Source organism: Vibrio sp. 10N.286.45.E10, assembly GCF_002874195.2.
GTDB classification, from domain to species: Bacteria; Pseudomonadota; Gammaproteobacteria; order Enterobacterales; family Vibrionaceae; genus Vibrio; species Vibrio crassostreae.
Genome location: NZ_MCWD02000001.1, coordinates 2,486,160 through 2,504,199 on the forward strand (window position 1 = coordinate 2,486,160; position 18,040 = coordinate 2,504,199).

Here is an 18,040-nt window from a genome sequence, read left to right on the forward strand (position 1 = left end):
GAAGTTATATGAATTATCGCATCGACTTAGCTGTTCTTTCTGAACAAAAAAACAACTGCCGATTTGGCCTTACGGTACATAACTTAAGTGACCTTAACGTAACAGATTGGTCACTGCATTTTGCGTTTGACCGATTCATCCTTCAAGAGAGTTTATCGCAGGGTGAACTGACTCAAGTTGGCAGCTTTTGTTCGTTCAAACCAAGTTCGTCAGTGTTAAAGGCGAACAACCATTACTACCTTGAATTCAGCATTCAAAGCGCCCCATTCCGTTTTTATTCTGACGGTCTAAACGATGCCTTTATCCAAACGCATCACCAAGGCGAAACCTCGGTGCTGCCAGTCGCGATATCACCTATTGTTCTGGCGTCACCATACCGTGAACGCAATCAGATACCTGAAGTGAACGCTGCTGAGGTGGCATTAATTCCTCAGCCGAATCAGTTCGAACTTAAGCAAGGTAGCTTCGCGTTAAATAGTAAATGCAAAATTGAGGTTCAATCTCACCTTGCAGAGAAGGCCAGCGCTTGGTTACAACAAGAGTTACTGATTACGTTCGAGCTAGCGATTTCAACAGAACTCTCACCAGAAGCGAGCGGAGACATTCTACTTCGTAGCAACCCAACTTTAGATGAAGCCGAGTACAAGCTAACAATCACAACTCAACAAGTGGTCGTAGAATCAGGCAGTCAATCAGGCTTCACTCATGCAGTAGCTAGCTTAATCCAATTAGTTCAACAACAAAATGCTGAACGCTTCTCTGTGCCATGTTGCAAAATCGCCGACCAACCTCGTTTCAAATACCGCGGCATGATGTTGGACTGTGCACGTCACTTCCACTCGGTGGAGCAAGTGAAACGTTTAATCAACCAGTTGGCGCACTACAAATTCAACGTTTTTCATTGGCACCTAACCGATGATGAAGGTTGGAGGATCGAGATAAAGAGCCTACCTCAACTCACTGAAATCGGTGCTTGGCGAGGTCCTGACCATGCATTAGAGCCACAATATACCCATATTGCTGAAAACTACGGCGGCTTCTACACCCAGCAACAGATTCGCGAAGTGATTGAATACGCAGAACAACGCAGCATCACGGTTATCCCTGAGATCGATATCCCGGGACACTGCCGTGCAGCAATCAAATCACTGCCTGATATGTTGGTAGAGCAAGCAGACACTACTCAATACAAGAGCATTCAGCACTACAACGACAATGTGTTAAATCCAGGTTTACCGGGCACTTACCAGTTCTTAGATGCGGTTATTGAAGAAGTCGCAGAGCTATTCCCTAGCGAATTGATTCACATGGGCGCAGACGAAGTACCACCGGGCGTATGGACTAACAGCCCTGCAGCTCAAGCGCTGATGAAAGAACATCAATACCAAGACAGCAAAGATTTGCAAGGTCACCTATTCCGCTATGCCGAGAATAAGCTTAAGCAACTCGGCAAACGCATGGTGGGCTGGGAAGAAGCTCAGCACGGCGACAAGGTGAGCAAAGAGACCATCATCTATTCATGGCTCAGTGAAGAAGCGGCTGTGAACTGCGCTCGCCAAGGCTTTGATGTGGTATTGCAACCTGCACAATTTACCTATCTCGACATGACCCAAGATTATGCACCGGAAGAGCCGGGCGTAGATTGGGCTGCCGTTATCCCATTAGAACAAGCTTATACCTACGAAGCGCTTGCTGAGATATCCGACACCGACCCAATTCGTAAGCGGATCCGCGGAATTCAGTGTGCTCTATGGTGTGAGATCGTCACCAACCAAAAGCGTATGGATTACATGGTATTTCCAAGAATTAGCGCTTTAGCTGAAGGATGTTGGACACATAAAAACAACCGAAACTGGCTAGATTACCTGTCTCGCCTAAAGGGTCACTTGCCGCTACTCGACAGACTCAATGTTGACTATCGCAACCCTTGGAAAGCTCAATAAAACAAAACCAAAGCAACACTCACATCGAGCGCTTGCTAACTCAAATTAAGGTGCTCAGTCAGATAAGACTCAGCATCACTATTCAAAAATTAGCTGCATAGATGCAGTTTGTTAAAAAGGAAATGACAATGAAATACGGCTATTTCGATAACGACAATCGCGAATACGTCATCACTCGCCCTGATGTACCAGCACCTTGGACCAACTACCTAGGTACTGAAAAGTTTTGTACCGTGATTTCGCACAATGCGGGCGGTTACTCGTTCTACAACTCTCCGGAATACAACCGTGTTACTAAGTTCCGTCCAAACGGCACCTTTGACCGTCCTGGACACTATGTTTACTTGCGTGATGATGAGACGGGTGATTACTGGTCTATCTCTTGGCAACCAGTGGCCAAGAGCCTAGATGAAGCGAACTACGAGGTTCGTCACGGCCTGTCATACTCAAAGTTCAAATGTGAATACAGCGGCATTACCGCAACCAAAACGCTATTCGTACCTAAAGGCGAAGATGCAGAAGTTTGGGACGTTGTGCTAAAGAACAACACGGATAAGCCTCGTACTATCAGCACATTCTCATTTGTAGAGTTCTCGTTCAGCCACATCCAATCAGACAACCAAAACCACCAGATGTCTTTGTACTCTGCGGGCACGTCTTACCAAGAAGGTGTGTTGGAATACGATCTGTACTACAACACTAACGACTTTGAAGGCTTCTACTACCTAGCGTCAACCTTCTCACCAGACAGCTACGACGGTCAGCGTGACAACTTCCTTGGTATGTACCGCGATGAAGCTAACCCGATTGCGGTTGAAAACGGTCAGTGTTCGAACAGCGCTCAAACCTGTTACAACCACTGTGGTTCTCTGCATAAGCAATTTACCATTCAACCGGGTGAAGAAGTTCGCTTTGCGTACGTACTAGGTATAGGTAAAGGCAACGGGGAACGCCTACGCGAGAAGTACCAAGATACAGCAAACGTTGATGCGGCTTTCCAAGGCATCAAAGATCACTGGGACGAGCGTTGCAACAAGTTCCAAGTTAAGTCTCCAAACGAAGGCTTAGACACCATGATCAACACTTGGACACTGTACCAAGCAGAAACCTGTGTAGTTTGGTCACGCTTTGCATCATTCATTGAAGTTGGGGGGCGTACTGGTCTTGGCTACCGTGATACTGCGCAAGATGCGATTTCAGTACCTCATGCCAACCCACAAATGACCAAGAAACGTATTATCGACCTGCTTCGTGGCCAAGTAAAAGCGGGCTACGGTCTACACCTATTCGATCCAGACTGGTTCGATCCAGAGAAAGCAGACGTTGAGCCTTCAAAATCACCAACTGTTGTTCCAACACCGTCAGATGACGACAAGATCCACGGCATTGAAGATACTTGTTCTGATGATCACTTGTGGATCGTTCCGACCATCATCAAATATGTGATGGAAACCGGTGAACATGACTTCTTTGATGAAGTAATTCCATACGCAGACGGAGGTGAAGCGACTGTCTACGAACACATGAAAGCGGCACTGAACTTCTCTGCAGAATACGTGGGGCAAACTGGTATTTGTAAAGGTCTACGTGCTGACTGGAATGACTGTTTGAACCTAGGTGGCGGTGAATCTTCAATGGTGTCATTCCTACACTTCTGGGCGCTACAAGAATTTTTAGACCTTGCTAAGTTCCGCAATAACGATGCTGATGTTGCTAAATACACAGAAATGGCAGCGAACGTACGCGAAGCGTGTGAAACTCACCTTTGGGATGACGAGGGTGGTTGGTACATCCGTGGCCTGACTAAAAATGGCGACAAGATCGGTACTGCACAACAAGCTGAAGGCCGTGTACACCTTGAGTCAAACACGCTCGCAGTTCTGTCTGGTGCCGTTTCTCAAGAGCGCGGTGAGAAAGCGATGGACGCAGTAGATGAGAACCTATTCTCTGAATACGGCTTACACCTAAACTCCCCTTCATTTGCAACACCAAACGATGACATCGGTTTCGTGACTCGCGTTTACCAAGGCGTAAAAGAGAATGGCGCAATCTTCTCTCACCCGAATCCATGGGCTTGGGTAGCAGAAGCGAAACTTGGCCGTGGTGACCGTGCGATGAAATTCTACGATGCACTTAACCCGTATAACCAAAACGACATGATTGAAACACGTTACGCAGAACCATACTCGTACGTGCAGTTCATCATGGGTAAAGACCACCAAGACCACGGCCGCGCAAACCACCCTTGGTTAACCGGTACCTCTGGTTGGGCTTACTTTGCGGTAACCAACTTCATTCTTGGTGTTCGTACTGGCTTTGAAGGATTAACGGTTGATCCATGTATCCCAACAGATTGGCCAGAGTTCGAGGTTACTCGTCAATGGCGTGGCGCAACTTACAACATCACAGTGCAAAACCCGAATGCAGTAAGCAAAGGCGTTGCTTCTATCACTATCAATGGTGAGTCAGTTGAAGGTGCAATCCCAGTACAAGCAGAAGGCAGCGTGAACGATGTTGTCGTTGTTCTAGGCTAGCCACTCAATTTAACGAACAGCTCTTGTCTCAAGTCTTTACAGGCTTGAGACAATGAGACTAAAAGGATTTTCTAATGATTAAATTTGGTACAGGTGGCTGGCGCGCTTTCATTGGTGAAGAGTTCACTAGAGAAAACGTACGTTTGGTAGCGCAAGCGCTCGCTAACATCATCAACAACGAAGATGCTGCAAAGAACGGATTTGTGATCGGCTATGACCGTCGCTTCCTTTCAGATAAAGCGGCATGCTGGTTTGCAGAAGTACTTGCAGCGAACAACATCAAAGTAAGCTTCATTGATAAATTCGTTCCGACACCTATCGTGATGTTCCAAGCAAAAGAGATGGGCTGCACCTACTCGGCATGTATTACCGCATCTCACAACCCTGCGGATTACAACGGTATCAAGGTGTTCATTGAAGGTGGTCGTGATGCTGACGAGATCATCACAGAGAAGATCGAACAGCAAATCGCAACTCTAACCAACGAAGACGTTATCCGAGTTGATTTCGAACAAGCGTTGAATGACAAAGAAATCGAGATCATCAACCCGATGAACGACTTTGTTGATTCAATCATCAACTTTATCGATATCGAGTCGATCAAGAAAGCGAATCTGCGCGTACTAATTGACCCTATGTTTGGTGTCGCGAAAAACGCGTTGCAAACGGTTCTTATCAATGGTCGTTGTGATGTCGACGTGATCAACGATGGCAAAAACCCAGATTTTGGTGGCTTGATGCCATCGCCAAATGCCGCAACGCTGTATCGCTTAAAGCACTTAGTAGCCGCTGAAGGTTATGACATTGGTATTGGTACTGATGGTGATGCCGACCGTTTGGGTATCATCGATGAGAAGGGTCACTTCATCCACCCTAACGAAGTGCTATTACTGCTTTACTACTACTTATTGGAATACAAAGGCTGGAAAGGTTCTGTCGTGCGCAACATCGCAACCACACACCTACTCGACAAAGTGGCGGCGGATCACGGCGAGAAAAGCTTTGAGGTTCCGGTAGGCTTTAAACATATCAGCTCGCAAATGGAAGCCGATGACTCACTGATTGGTGGCGAAAGCTCAGGCGGTTTAACCATTCGTGGTCACATCAAAGGTAAAGATGGTGTCTTCGCGTCAAGCCTACTGGTTGAGATGATCAGCGTAACAGGTAAGAAATTGTCTGAGCTGCTTGATGAAATCTACTCTAAATATGGCTATGCCTACACCGCTGAAGGCGATTGTAAGTTTAAGCCTTCGGAGAAGGAAGCTCTCTACACTAAGATCTACGTAGAGAAACAACTGCCTGAATTTAAGTACGAAATTGAAAAAGTCAGCTATGAAGATGGTGCTAAGGTGTACTTCAAGAATGGCGGCTGGGTGATTGCTCGCTTCTCAGGAACAGAGCCGTTACTACGAATCTTCGCAGAAATGGAAGACAAAGACACTGCAGAACGTGTTCTTCAAAAAGTGAAAGACTTCCTCTCTCTATAGGCTTATAGAGTGTAGCAGTTTTGGATGGGACTTAACAAATCACTGCCTTGTTAAAGCCTATAGATGAAGAACTCTTGCCCAGTACTTTAGATTAAAGTGCTGGGCTTTTTTATCGCGAACTTCTATTGCTTAGCAGAGTAGGATTTACTGAGTTTAGCTAGCGACTAAACTGAGTTAGAACGCAAGCACGCCTTTGGTGTCTACTTTCACAGTTACTGGCATACCGACTTCAAGCGCTTCAGAAGAGGTCGACAATAACTTCTGACCATTGGCTTCAATCACATAGCGACAGTGATCGCCCATAAATTGCTGCTCCAATACAGACAGATTACTGTCGACATCATGGCTTGCCACAATATGTTGAGGTCTTAACAACAACGCGCAATCCGCACCCACTTCAATCTCGGTTTGTGCTTTCGCTTCAATCAGACCTAGGCTGGTTTCAAACTCATTGTCTGAAATACGCTGTGCCTTTAAGTAGCTACCGCCACCCAAGAAATCAGCAACGAACTTACTCGAAGGATGGAAATACAACTCAGACGCCGAACCATACTGTTCAATCACACCATGGTTCATTACAGCCATCTTATCTGCGAAAGCAAATGCCTCTTCGCGACTGTGAGTCACAAAAATAGCGGTCACACCCTGCTTCTTAAAGATCTTACGAATTTGAGAAATCAGCTCATGACGAACTTGAGTGTCAATGTTCGAGAATGGTTCATCTAACAGCAGTAAGTCAGGCTTGTATGCCAAAGATCGGGCAATCGCAACACGCTGCTGTTGACCACCAGAAAGTTGATGCGGGTATCGGTCACCATACTCATCTAAGTGAACCAACTCTAACATCTCTTGAACTTTCTCTTTCTTTTGCTGCTCTGAGAGTTCTTTTAGTCCAAAGCCAACGTTCTGGTTGACCGTCAAGTGCGGGAACAGAGCGTAGTCTTGGAAAATCATACCAATATTTCGTTGCTCCGGTGGCAACCAATTATCGCCATCATCGATGGTTTGACAGTTTAAACTCATTACGCCACTACTCAATGGAAGCAGGCCAGCAATCGCCTTAAGTAAGGTGGTTTTCCCGCAACCACTTGCACCAAGAAGACAAACAATTTCACCATGCTCAACTTCTAACGAGAGCGCTTCCAAGATGGTTTGCGACTCATACTTACAAGTCAAATCTTTAATTGATAATGCACAACTCATTAGTGTTTCTGCTCCAAAGAACGGTTTACGATGATCAGAGGAATTAAACCTACTAACACCAGTAATACAGCAGGCATCGCCGCCAATTCGAGGTGCTCATCTGAGGCATAGTTATAAACATAGGTCGCCAATGTTTCGAAGTTGAAAGGGCGCAGCAGCAATGCCGCATTTAGCTCTTTCATTGATTCGATAAACACCAGTAAACCGGCGATCAGCGCGCCGCGTTTAATCAAAGGTAAATGAACACGACGTAACATCTGGTTGGTATTGCAACCCATGGTTTTAGAAGCCATATCCAATGAAGGAGATACTTTACTCAAGCTACTTTCAATACTGCCAATCGCCACTGCAGAAAAACGCACCACCATTGCAAAGATCAGCGCAAACATGGAACCAGAGAAAATCAGCCCCGGGCGTCCCCACTCCATCACTTTGGCAATATCATTGACTAAGTGATCCATAAACAGCACAGGCACCATCACACCAATCGCCAACACAGTGCCTGGAACAGCATAGCCCATCGAAGCAATACGCATGTAAGCCTGATTTTTCTTACTCGGGCTGACACGTTGATTAAAGTTCACAATCATCGCAATGATAACGCCAATAATCGCCGCGACTACTGACACATAAAGACTGTTAACAGCATACTCTCTGAATTCAGGCGTCCAACTTTGTGCAAAGTATTTGTAGGCATAGATCATCAACTGACCCAGAGGGAACAAGAATGCAACGCACACTAACCCCCAGCACCAAAACAGTGCCAACCACTTCTTCCAACCGGATAGGTCGTAACGAAAGTCTTCACGACTGCTGAATTGATTCTGGAACAGTTTCTGTTTACGACGACTGTAGCGCTCTGAACTCAACAGCAGGATCACGATAACTAGCATAATTGCCGATATTTTCGCAGCAGCCGTTAAACTTGAATAACCTAGCCAGGTATCGTAAACCGCTGTCGTTAAAGTGTTGACTGCAAAGTAACTCACGGTACCAAAATCACCGATAGTTTCCATCGCAACAAGCGATAGACCTACCGCCATTGATGGGCGAACAAGTGGCAACGAGATACGACGAAAGCTTTCCCAAGGTGAGCATTTTAGCAACCGAGCGGATTGCAGTAAGGAGACGTTTTGCTCCATAAATGCGGCGCGGCACAGCAAGTAAACATAAGGATAAAGAACGAGAGACAGAACAATAATAGCACCAGATAAGGTTCTAATATCCGGGAACCAATACTCACCGGGTCCCCACCCAGTAAGATCTCGCAGTAGAACTTGAACAGGCCCAGCAAAGTCGAACCAATCGGTGAATATATACCCAACAATATAGCCTGGCATTGCTAATGGCAGTACTAGCGCCCATTGCAAAACCCGCTCTCCCGGAACACGGCACATTGCCATAATCCAAGCAGACGGAATACCAAAAACCAAAGACAGGAATAAGGTTCCCATGACTAAAACCACCGTATTGTAAGCATAGGTGGGCATTACTGTGGACATCAGATGAGAAAATAGCTCATCTGTTTCTCCAACAGCCGTCGTAAAAATCGCTAAGATCGGTAAAACCAGTAATACAGCAATAATGCCGCTACTGGTGTTCCATAAATAATTCTTTTCTTTCATCGCCTAACTACAAAGAGGCTTAATGAAACACAAATGCATTTGCAAATACATCTCATGTCCTTTTAATGGTGGGGTTATTTATACCCATATACTGTAATGACTTCAAGGTGAGATGCTAATAACTCAAGGGATCAACGGCGAGCTTTGTATCAAAAAGTGATTTTCCAAAACAAACAACCCCAAGTGACCGAAAATGGCGACTTGAGGTTGTCATTTTACTTGGGCCGAAGCCTACAGTAATAAATTAAAGATCGAACTTAACTTCGTCTAATAGTTTAATTGCTGCTGCGTGGTGGTCAGCAATTTGGTCTAGAGAAATTGTATCTGCTTTGAATTCACCCCATGAAGCAACAAGCTCAGAAGGTTTCACATCAGCTTTCACTGGGTATTCATAGTTCACTTCTGCATACATGCTTTGTGCTGTGTTACCCGATAGGAATTCCATTAGCTTAACGGCATTCTCTTCGTTTGGAGAGTATTTAGCCATTGCCATACCAGAGATATTCACGTGAGTACCCGTTGTCTCTTGGTTAGGGAAGTTAATGTAAACAGCGTCAGCCCAAGCTTTTTGCTCTTTATCGTTAACCATCTTGCCTAGGTAGTAGCTGTTACCAAGAGCAACATCACATAGGCCTTCTTTAATCGCTTTAACTTGTGCGCGATCGTTACCTTGAGGCTTGCGTGCTAGGTTAGCTTTTACGCCTTCTAGCCACTCTTTCGTTTCAGCTTCACCTTTGTGAGCGATCATCGAAGATACTAGAGAAACATTGTATGGGTGCTTACCGCTACGCGTACAGATCTTACCTTTAAATTCAGGCTTAGTTAGATCTTCGTAAGTAAACTCCTCACCTAGACGACCAACACGGTCACGAGAAGAGTAAACGCTACGTGTACGTGTTGTTAGAGCGAACCACTCATTGTTTGTATCTTGGTATTGAGCAGGAATATTCTTTTCAAGAACTTCGCTTTCAACAGACTGAACTAAACCTTGTTTAGTTAGCTCAGATAGACGACTGATGTCTACAGTTAACACTACGTCTGCAGGGCTGTATTCGCCTTCTTGAGCTAACTTTTCTGCTAAACCTTTTTTAGCAAACTTAACGTTTACTTTAATGCCAGTCTCTTTTGTGAATTCCTTGAACATTGGTTCAACTAGGAAAGGTTGACGGTAAGAGTATACGTTCACTTCTTCCGCAGCCATTGCAGCAGGGGCAATGACACTACACGCTAGAGCTGAAAGTGTTAGCAGTTTTTTCATGGTAAAATCCTTTATATCGAAATGATAATCTATATCAGTTGCGTTATTATATTCATCAGTAACACAATTACAATGATGTCCGACAAAAAAATTGTTCGCTCTGTGCCATCAGCCTCGCACTTTTGTAACAATTCATTTCAAAGCGACCACTTATGCGTGCGAAGCGTTGCCGGCTAGATCGGTTTATCTACATCAATCAAAACTACTCGACCATTAATAACAAAACCCCACAACCAATGGCTATGGGGTTTTCTTTGTCCTGCCTAACCCGTTCAGATTAGACAAATACTATCGATTATTTTACTGATACAAACTCTGGGTAAGCGCCGACACCACAATCGTGCATGTCCATACCTTCTAGCTCTTCATCTTCACTAACACGAATACCGATTGTTGCTTTAAGCACTGCCCATACAGCTAGGCTAGCACCGAATACCCATGCAAAGATTACTGCTGCACCCATTAGTTGAGCACCAAACGTTGCGTCAGCATTGCTTAGTGGCACAGCCATTAGACCGAAGAAACCACACACACCGTGTACAGAGATTGCACCTACTGGATCATCAATCTTAGCTTTATCTAGAGCGATGATGCTGAATACAACTAATGCACCAGATACCGAACCAATCGCTACAGCAAATAGAGGTGATGGTGATAGAGGGTCCGCAGTGATTGCTACTAGGCCAGCTAACGCGCCGTTAAGAATCATTGTTAGGTCTGCTTTACCCCAAGTCGTTTTACATACTAGTAGTGCTGCGATTGCGCCAGCTGCCGCTGCTGCGTTGGTGTTAAGGAAGATTTGACCAACTGCTGTCGCGTTCTCGAAATCTGAAACCATCAATTGAGAACCGCCGTTGAAACCGAACCAACCAAACCAAAGAATAAATGTACCTAGTGTTGCAAGCGGCATGTTTGAACCAGGAATCGGGTAGATTTCACCGTTCTTACCGTATTTACCTTTACGAGCACCAAGCAGTAGAACACCTGCTAATGCAGCTGCTGCACCGGCCATATGTACGATACCCGAACCTGCAAAGTCACTGAAACCCGCTTCTGATAGGAAACCACCGCCCCAAGTCCAGTAACCTTCAACTGGGTAAATGAATGCTGTTAGTACTACCGAGAAGATAAGGAATGACCAAAGTTTCATACGCTCAGCAACTGCACCAGATACCACAGACATTGCAGTTGCAACGAATACTACCTGAAAGAAGAAGTCTGATTCTAGAGAGTGGTCTGCGCCTTCACCTTGAGTACCAATCAGAGTACCGAATGATGGCAACCAACCGCCTTCGCCGTTGTCGACATACATAATGTTGTAACCAACCACTAAGAACGCTGTACAAGCAATCGCGTATAAGCAGATGTTCTTAGTTAAAATTTCTGTGGTGTTCTTTGAACGAACTAGGCCAGCTTCAAGCATCGCGAAGCCTGCTGCCATCCACATTACCAACGCACCTGAAATGAGGAAGAAAAAAGTGTCTAGTGCGTAACGTAGTTCCGTTACTGTTGTTGTAAGTTCCATATTAAAGTCTCCAGTCCTTGTAATTCTTTAAAGTGCTTCAGCATCCATTTCACCAGTACGAATTCGTACGGCTTGGCTTAGGTCATACACAAAAATTTTGCCATCGCCGATTTTTCCGGTGTGTGCCGCTTGGCTAATCGCTTCAACAACTCGGTCAACGTTTTCAGCTTGGGTAGCAATCTCTAGCTTCACCTTTGGTAGGAAGTCCACTTGGTACTCTGCACCACGATACAATTCAGTGTGTCCCTTCTGACGACCAAAGCCTTTAACTTCAGAAACCGTCATACCTTCAATACCCACATCAGAGAGCGCTTCGCGTACATCGTCTAATTTGAATGGCTTAACAATGGCATTTATTAATTTCATATTCGTTCCTTAAATTCTTACTTAATCCGTTAATTCTCTTATAACAATCCAAGTAGCGTGCCAAAAAGTTAAGTGTTTGATTTTTAATTAAATATACATAATAAGACTATAAAAACAAAAAAGGCCGCACCAATATGGTGCGGCCTTTTCACTATCTTAATGCGTAAAGCTCTTATTGCTCCAGATTTGGGCAACGGAGCCTTCAAAGCTCTGAATGACTAACAAATAGGTGTTAGAAACTAGTAACCTAAAAAATCCATCCAGCGTTCGATGAGTAGTTCAAAGTCATCGATTCCACAGCTTGCTTGGCTTTCACAGTTATAGAAGTCGAACTCACTGCCCTCTTCCATTTCTTGGTCATGCGCTAACACGTTTTCTTGAATCGTGACTTCATCTTCATTGATGGCAAGGCTAATCTCTTTGCCAAGCAGCGTCACTTCATTGCTCAGGTCCTGTCGAGATTGCTCAATAAGCGCCATCACATGATCTAGTTTCTGCTTATCTTTACCGATCTCTTCTTGTAACCAGCGGCCAACGATCTCGTGCCCCATACTGCACTTTACATAGTACTCGCCCATTAAAGTGTTTCTTGTAAATTCAAATTCCATAAAGGCTCCGCGCACTAATGACAGATAGGGTTAAAAATGAGGCGAGAGTATATAGCGAAGTCATCAAGAGATCGAGTCGCTCGTCTTCTAACATTCAGACATAAAAAAACGCCTACCGAAGTAGACGCTCTATCATTTGGGTTCCTCTAAATAGTTGGAGTGGCAGCTAGGCGACAAGTACGTTCATCCCTATGAGCATAGAAGCTCTATGTGATTAGGGTGAACGTACGCAGTCAACAACGCTGCCGCTACAAATATGACGAGGAACTAGGCTGGTTCTTGGAAAATAACCGTGTCCGCTTTTTCCGTGTACTGACCCATTTTATGGAAGTTCAGGTAACGGTATGTATCAGCAGCCGTTGCATTGATCTTATCAGCGTACTCTAGGTACTCTTCTTTCGTTGGAATACGACCTAGAATCGCACCAACCGCAGAAAGTTCAGCTGACGCTAGGTAAACATTCGCGCCTGTACCCAAACGGTTCGGGAAGTTACGAGTAGAGGTAGACATTACCGTCGCAGCATCAGCAACACGAGCTTGGTTACCCATACACAGTGAACAACCCGGAGTTTCAATACGAACCCCAGCACGACCGAAGATGCCGTAGTAGCCTTCTTCTGTCAGCTGATCTTTATCCATCTTGGTTGGCGGAGCCACCCATAGGCGAGTATTTAGCGAGCCGTTAAACTCTTCTAGCATCTTACCAGCAGCACGGAAGTGACCGATGTTCGTCATACAAGAACCGATAAACACTTCTTGAATCTCAGTACCTTGAACGTCAGAAAGAAGACGAGCATCATCTGGATCGTTTGGTGCACAAAGGATTGGTTGATCGATGTCAGCAAGATCAATCTCGATAACGTGCGCGTATTCCGCATCTGAATCAGCAGATAGCAACTCAGGGTTCGCTAACCACTCTTCCATTGCAGTGATACGACGCTCAATCGTACGAACATCACCGTAACCTTCCGCGATCATCCACTTAAGCATAACGATATTCGAGTTCAGGTACTCATCGATCGACTCTTGAGATAGCTTAACCGTACAACCTGCAGCAGAACGCTCAGCAGATGCATCAGAAAGCTCAAATGCTTGCTCAACAGATAAGTGCTCAACACCTTCAATTTCTAGTACACGACCAGAGAATTCGTTGATCTTACCTGCTTTCTCTACGGTTAGTAGGCCCTGCTTGATACCATAAAGAGGAATGGCATGTACTAGGTCACGTAGCGTGATACCCGGTTGCATTTCGCCTTTAAAGCGAACCAAGATAGATTCAGGCATATCAAGAGGCATAACGCCTGTTGCGGCAGCAAATGCTACCAAGCCAGAACCCGCAGGGAATGAAATACCTAGAGGGAAACGAGTATGCGAGTCACCACCTGTACCTACAGTATCAGGAAGAAGCATACGGTTTAGCCATGAGTGGATAACGCCATCACCCGGACGAAGTGAAACACCCGCACGGTTCATGATGAAATCAGGTAGCGTATGGTGAGTGTTTACATCAACAGGTTTCGGGTATGCAGATGTGTGACAGAAAGACTGCATTACAAGGTCTGCTGAGAAACCAAGACACGCCAGATCTTTAAGCTCATCACGAGTCATAGGACCGGTCGTATCTTGAGAACCGACTGTCGTCATTTTAGGTTCACAGTACTGACCAGCACGCACACCTTCAACACCACATGCTTTACCTACCATCTTCTGAGCTAGCGTGTAGCCTTTATCAGATGCAGATGGATCGATTGGTTTAGCAAACAGATCAGTTTCAGCTAGACCTAAAGAGTCACGAGCACGACCTGTTAGGCCACGACCAATGATCAGTGGAATACGGCCACCAGCACGCACTTCATCGAGAAGAACTTTACTTAGCTCAAAGTTTGAAATCACAGAACCGTTCTTGTGAACAACACCTTCGTACGGGTAGATATCAATGATATCGCCCATGTTCATGTCTTGTACGTTCAGTTCAATTGGTAGTGCGCCTGAATCTTCCATTGTGTTGTAGAAGATTGGTGCAATTTTACCACCAAGACAAACACCGCCAGTACGCTTGTTTGGTACGAATGGGATGTCTTCACCCATGAACCAAAGTACTGAGTTTGTTGCCGATTTACGTGAAGAACCTGTACCAACAACATCACCAACGTAAGCCAGTGGAATGCCATCTTTTTGCATTTCTTCAATTTGATTGATTGGACCAACGCTACCCTGCTCATCAGGAGTAATGCCATCACGTTCCATCTTCAGCATCGCTTTCGCGTGCACTGGGATATCAGGACGTGACCATGCATCAGGCGCTGGAGATAAGTCATCAGTGTTAGTTTCACCGGTAACTTTAAATACTTTAACGGTGATCTTTTCCGCTACTTTGTTTTTCGCTGTAAACCATTCAGCATCAGCCCAAGATTGAAGTACTTGTTGTGCAGATGCATTGCCCGCTTTCGCTTTCTCTTCTACGTCATAGAACGCATCGAACATCAGTAGAGTATGAGATAGAGCTTTAACAGCGATTGGAGCAAGCTCAGCATCGTCTAGTAGAGATACTAGAGATTCGATGTTGTAACCGCCTTGCATAGTACCAAGCAGTTCTGCAGCTTTTGCTTTGCTTACTAGTGGAGAAGCTACTTCACCTTTAGTGATAGCCGTAAGAAAGCCAGCTTTTACATAAGCAGCTTCATCTACACCCGGTGGAATGCGGTTTTCTAGTAGGTCAAGAATGATTTCTTCTTCACCTTGAGGTGGATTCTTCAGAAGTTCAACTAGGCCAGCTACCTGCTCAGCATCTAGTGGTTTTGGAACAACTCCTTCGGCAGCACGTTCTTCGACGTGTTTACGGTAGGCTTCAAGCACGACTTTTTTCCTCTCATTGCGGTTCACTTCTTCCCTTCATAATTGTTAGTAAAATAAAGAAGTGAACATCCTTGGAAACTTGGCTCTCCATTGCCATTTTTGTCATTCAATTTGTATTGATGAGCGGCGTCATAGAGGCCAAACTGTGGGCGGTAGAATAGCAAATTTAACGTTAAATTAAAATCTTATCATTTTGACCAACATAGCAAGTTAAGACGAAAGTCCCACTATTTTTGCCTAATTACGCACTTAAATGGCGACTCTACGCATGATTATTTGTAGGAAGTACCTACAATCAGATACACCGAATCGAAGTTATCTTCGGTTCGGCCATAAGCTAAAATGATCGGCCCGATGGGTGAATCGACTCCTGCGAAAACAGAACCCGCGGTGTACATTGGCGCTTCATCAATACTCAAATCATTGTTCGACCAAACACCACCATGTTCAATGGATGCCCCCACGTAGAATGGTGATTTAAAGAGACCGAAGTCATTTTCAAACCACTTATAGCGATAAATCAAACTGGTGTATGCTAAGTTTTGACCGATCAAGCTATTCCTTGGAATACCGGATAGATTGAGGAACCCTCCTAGCTCTTTCGGATCAATTGGAAAGACTGAATTTTTACTTTCTACAATGCCGTAATCGAGCTTTGCGACTAAAGTATGCTTCTCAATACTTTGTGCAGCCATGAAATTGGCTGAAAACTCATAAACCGTATCACTCTCAGACGTTAAATCCGATTCACCAACAGAGCTGTCATTATCAAAATCATCATGGGAGACAAGGTACTCCAAATCGACAAAGAAGCCCTTAGTCGGCAAGCTGAAGTTATCCAAAGTATCCAGTCGATAGCCCATAAAGCCACCAATACGTTTATAGCCACCACTGCCCAATGAAGGTAAAGAAGCCACCTCAACATCCCCATCAGTATAGCGAAGGCCGAATTTCAGCTCTTGCCACAAGGTAGGTTGATAGCCTAATGCTAACTCTCCGACATACTCGCTATAAGTCATTGGAAAGTAGTCGTTCGTTACGTCTAGTGTTGGCTCTTCAATTTCGTCAATATCGACCGGGAGGTTTCTGTTCTGCTTACTGTAAACAATCGATGCTGAAGTGAACAATTTTTGGCTCGAAAAGAATGGCGAGTAGAGTTCGGCCTCAATTCGTTTATCCGTACCCATCTCGATATTGGTTCTTAACTCTGCACCGTGCGAGTTGATATCGGTAAAGTTGGCTGAAACACCGATCGAGTACTGGCTGGTAGTAGAGAAATCATCTTCAAGAAAGAAACGAAAGTTGAGGTAGTTTGGCCCCCAAGACTTTTCATCCACATTCACCGTAAGTTGCTCTTCACCGTCAACATTATCAAACTCATAAGTGACTAACTCAAATCTATCCAGTGCATAGAGGTCTTGCACTTTAGATTCAATTTCACTGGTCTTTAAGATCTTACCGGAATCTAGGTTTAAACGGTTTTCGATCAGCTTATCGGAATAGTGAGTATTGTTATTGATAACAACTCGGTCAACGACGGTCTTATCACCGTGCTTCAGCTGTCTGCGTGCTTTTTGTTTGTCCTCGATATAATGCTGATAGTCTGCGTTAGAGAGTGACAGCTTAGAAAGCTCAGAGCTATTCTGAATCGCTGCGTCATAACCGGCTTGGTAGGCACCCGGCATTTTATCGAATTCTGTCGTCTCCATTTGCCCAACATCAGGGCGTAGGAAAACATCATCATCGGTCAGTGTTTCAGCTTGCTCCTGAGTGCTGCGTTGAACCAGATAATTAGAAAGTTGGTCAGCTGCCGCTAGAAAATTCGTGAAGTCTTCTTTGCCTTTGTAATTGGTACTGATATCCACCGCAATGACAATGTCCGCTCCCATCGCTCTGGCAACGTCGACTGGCATATTATTGGTGACACCACCATCAACCAGCATTCGACCATCTAGCGAATAAGGGGGAAGCGCACCGGGTACCGACATACTGGCCATCATGGCATCAACAAGGTGACCATGGTCGATGACCACCTCTTCAAGTTCGATGATGTCGGTTGCGACGGAACGGTATGGAATCGCAAGATGGTCGAAAGAATCGAATGAGGATAGATTACCTGTGGTCTCACGCAGAATACGCAACATATTCTGGCCTTGCACCACCCCTTTCCTTGCTTTGATTTCGCCCCAACCTAAGCCGAGATCTGTGTTCAGTTGGTAGCGGTCTTCATATTCTTTGTCACGTACACGGCGATCACTACGGTTAACGCGATCACGATAACCGCGATTCCAATCAACCGTATAAATAAAGCTCTCGATCTCGTCTGCGCTCATCCCTGTCGCATAAAGACCGCCAACGTATGAGCCCATACTGGTACCGGTAATGTAATCAACCGGGATTTGCATCTCTTCTAGAGCTTTAAGCACACCAATGTGAGCTGCACCTTTTGCCCCACCACCAGCAAGAACGACAGCAACGGTTGGTCTTTTATGAGCTTGTTCAGCCTGCTGAGATTGTTCAACCTGTGTCGCGGTGGATGCAAACAGCTGAAAACTGATCACTGTACCGACAATGCCTAAGCCACTCACTAACCAACGAGAAATCATTATTTTAACTGTCCTTGTCATTCTTTCCT

11 protein-coding genes are annotated in these 18,040 nt (G+C 45.1%); 3 read left to right on the plus strand and 8 right to left on the minus strand.

Going from position 1 to position 18,040, the window contains the following annotated elements; all coding sequences use genetic code 11:
- Positions 1-8: 8 nt before the first annotated feature.
- The 3 genes from BCU34_RS10950 (at position 9) to BCU34_RS10960 (ending at position 5,964) form a co-directional block, all read left to right on the plus strand.
- Positions 9-1,943, plus strand: a complete 1,935-nt coding sequence (locus tag BCU34_RS10950) for a beta-N-acetylhexosaminidase (RefSeq protein WP_102478390.1) — start codon at positions 9-11, stop codon at positions 1,941-1,943.
- 128 nt (positions 1,944-2,071) lie between these two features.
- Complete coding sequence (locus tag BCU34_RS10955; RefSeq protein ID WP_102478389.1) at positions 2,072-4,477, plus strand: GH36-type glycosyl hydrolase domain-containing protein; 2,406 nt, start codon at positions 2,072-2,074, stop codon at positions 4,475-4,477.
- Positions 4,478-4,551: 74 nt separating this feature from the next.
- Positions 4,552-5,964, plus strand: coding sequence for a phosphoglucomutase/phosphomannomutase family protein (locus BCU34_RS10960; RefSeq protein ID WP_102478388.1), 1,413 nt, complete (start codon positions 4,552-4,554; stop codon positions 5,962-5,964).
- Positions 5,965-6,138: 174 nt separating this feature from the next.
- On the opposite strand, the gene BCU34_RS10965 is transcribed toward BCU34_RS10960, so the two are convergent.
- From BCU34_RS10965 to BCU34_RS11000, 8 genes are all read right to left on the minus strand, one after another.
- Positions 6,139-7,167, minus strand: a complete 1,029-nt coding sequence (locus tag BCU34_RS10965; RefSeq protein ID WP_048664518.1) for an ABC transporter ATP-binding protein — start codon at positions 7,165-7,167, stop codon at positions 6,139-6,141.
- The gene (locus BCU34_RS10970; RefSeq protein ID WP_048658179.1) at positions 7,167-8,792 is read right to left on the minus strand and encodes an ABC transporter permease; all 1,626 of its coding nucleotides are present in this window, start codon (positions 8,790-8,792) and stop codon (positions 7,167-7,169) included. The genes BCU34_RS10965 and BCU34_RS10970 overlap by 1 nt, the downstream gene beginning before the upstream one ends.
- A 244-nt stretch (positions 8,793-9,036) precedes the next feature.
- The gene (locus BCU34_RS10975; protein WP_048658180.1) at positions 9,037-10,050 is read right to left on the minus strand and encodes a Fe(3+) ABC transporter substrate-binding protein; all 1,014 of its coding nucleotides are present in this window, start codon (positions 10,048-10,050) and stop codon (positions 9,037-9,039) included.
- 295 nt (positions 10,051-10,345) lie between these two features.
- A complete protein-coding gene (locus BCU34_RS10980; RefSeq protein ID WP_048658181.1) occupies positions 10,346-11,575 on the minus strand; it encodes an ammonium transporter in 1,230 nt (409 codons plus the stop codon).
- Between the two features lie 27 nt (positions 11,576-11,602).
- Complete coding sequence (glnK, locus tag BCU34_RS10985) at positions 11,603-11,941, minus strand: P-II family nitrogen regulator (RefSeq protein WP_004738200.1); 339 nt, start codon at positions 11,939-11,941, stop codon at positions 11,603-11,605.
- A 239-nt stretch (positions 11,942-12,180) separates the two neighbouring features.
- Positions 12,181-12,549, minus strand: coding sequence for a YacL family protein (locus BCU34_RS10990; RefSeq protein WP_102478387.1), 369 nt, complete (start codon positions 12,547-12,549; stop codon positions 12,181-12,183).
- Between the two features lie 267 nt (positions 12,550-12,816).
- Positions 12,817-15,405, minus strand: a complete 2,589-nt coding sequence (gene acnB / locus BCU34_RS10995) for a bifunctional aconitate hydratase 2/2-methylisocitrate dehydratase (RefSeq protein WP_048658182.1) — start codon at positions 15,403-15,405, stop codon at positions 12,817-12,819.
- 272 nt (positions 15,406-15,677) lie between these two features.
- Positions 15,678-18,011 carry a patatin-like phospholipase family protein gene (locus tag BCU34_RS11000; protein WP_102478386.1) on the minus strand — a complete coding sequence of 778 codons (2,334 nt, stop codon included), beginning with the start codon at positions 18,009-18,011 and terminating at the stop codon, positions 15,678-15,680.
- Positions 18,012-18,040 lie beyond the last annotated feature (29 nt).